Below are 1858 nucleotides of genomic sequence, written 5' to 3'. Positions count from 1 at the left end.
ATGTATTCCGGAAGGTGCTTGGATAAATGATCCCTCAGCTCTGAAGATGAAAGCGCTTCTTTGGACACATAATACCCCACAAGGTACTTGTCTCCTTCCCTTTCTTTAGCCAGCACCACTGCTTCCCTGATAGCCTCATGTGAAGTGAGATGGCTCTCTATCTCTCCTAACTCTATACGGAAACCACGGATCTTCACCTGGTGGTCTATTCTGCCAAGGTACTCGATATTACCGTCTGGCAACCAACGTGCCAGGTCTCCCGTCTTATATACCTTTTCCCCAGGCTTGAATGGGTTCGGTATGAACTTATCTGAGGTTAGCTCAGGAAGTTTAAAATATCCTTTTGCCAGACCCACCCCTCCAAGACATAATTCTCCGGAGACTCCAGGAGCACATAACTTTCCATTTTTGTCCAGAATATAGGCATTCATATTTGAAATAGACTTGCCAATAGGAATAATTCTATAGCTACTGCCTTCTATCGGATAATAAATACATCCTATACTGGCCTCGGTAGGTCCGTAGAGATTGGTCAATCGTATATTTGGACATAGTTTTCGGAATTTATTAACAGTACTTACCGAGATAGCCTCACCTCCTATCACAATGTCAAACAGACTAACAAATGTCCCCTGAGAAGTACTACTCTCGAGCTCTCTCACTAAATCATTGAATAAAGAGGGCACAAAGTCAGTCATTGTAACCTCATGAGCATTTAAAAGCTCAGAAAAATATTCCAAATCCAAGGGTTTATCTTCTGAAGGAATAATTGTTTTTCCTCCATTGATTAATGGCCAGAATAGCTGCCAAAGTGAGCTGTCAAATATATGCTTGGTGGTCCTTAACACTGAGCGAGACGAAGCCTGTCCAAAATAATCGTTCATCCACATGAAGCGATTGTATATCCCTCTCTCCGTTAAGAGTACCCCCTTAGGTCTACCTGTAGTACCTGAAGTATGAAACATCACCATGAGTGAGTCGGGATCGACTAAACTTCCAAGGTTGTCTGGGCTTGACCCTACCTCTAAATGATTCACAAGGAATAGTTCAGATTTTATCTCTGACTCCGCGAGAGAACTGAAGCCCCCTTGGTTGACCAGCACTACAGGTGCATCCAACCCATTAAGAACCTCTTTCAGCCGTGCTGCGGGCCAGTAGATGCTGATGGGAGCACAACATGCTCCGATCTTACGGATTGCTAAAAAGGAAACTACATATTCTATCCCTCTGGACATTACTAGTGGAACTGTATGATGAGGTTCTATACCTCTCTCAAGCAGCTTTCGGGCAAGAAAGTTGGCCTTACCATTAAGTTGCGAATAACTGAAGATAGTTCCCTCAAATACCAGACTTGGATGATCTGGATTCTCAGCTACCTGTGCTTCAAATAATTCAACGATGGTTTCTGAAATAGAATAATCTGCTGTAGTATCATTGTATTGATGTAGTAATATTTTTCTCTCTTCAAAGGATAAAATATCAATCTCTGACAGCTTCTGATCAAAATCAGTAGTTACTGCTTCTACTATCCGCTCAAAATAGGTAATGAACCTGTCTATCGTTGCCGCGCTGAACAGGTCCGTGGAATACCCAATGCTGACATATAATAAACCTTCTTCCGACTCGCCTGCTACAAGGGTAAGGTCAAATTTGGTGATGTCATGACCACTATTATGGGCATGAAGCGTCAGCCCGGGGATCATCAGCTCCTCCCGATCGATGTTGATATAGGAAAACATCACATCGAACAAAGGATTGCGGCTGGTATCTCTCGGTAGGCTCAGCTCCTCTATCAGCTCTTCATACTGGTAAGCCTGGTTCTCAAAACAATTCAACGTCTTCTCCTTCACCTCTGACA

At 43.2% G+C, this 1858-nt stretch carries 1 protein-coding gene; it reads right to left on the bottom strand.

Annotated elements, in window-relative coordinates; translation table 11 throughout:
• A partial coding sequence (locus tag C900_RS11020; RefSeq protein ID WP_040496550.1) for a non-ribosomal peptide synthetase occupies positions 1-1858 on the bottom strand: 1858 nt, incomplete at both ends.

This window comes from Fulvivirga imtechensis AK7 (genome assembly GCF_000331535.1).
GTDB lineage: Bacteria > Bacteroidota > Bacteroidia > Cytophagales > Cyclobacteriaceae > Fulvivirga > Fulvivirga imtechensis.
Note: the sequence above shows the minus strand (reverse complement) of the source record. Positions and strands in the feature narration are given on the sequence as shown.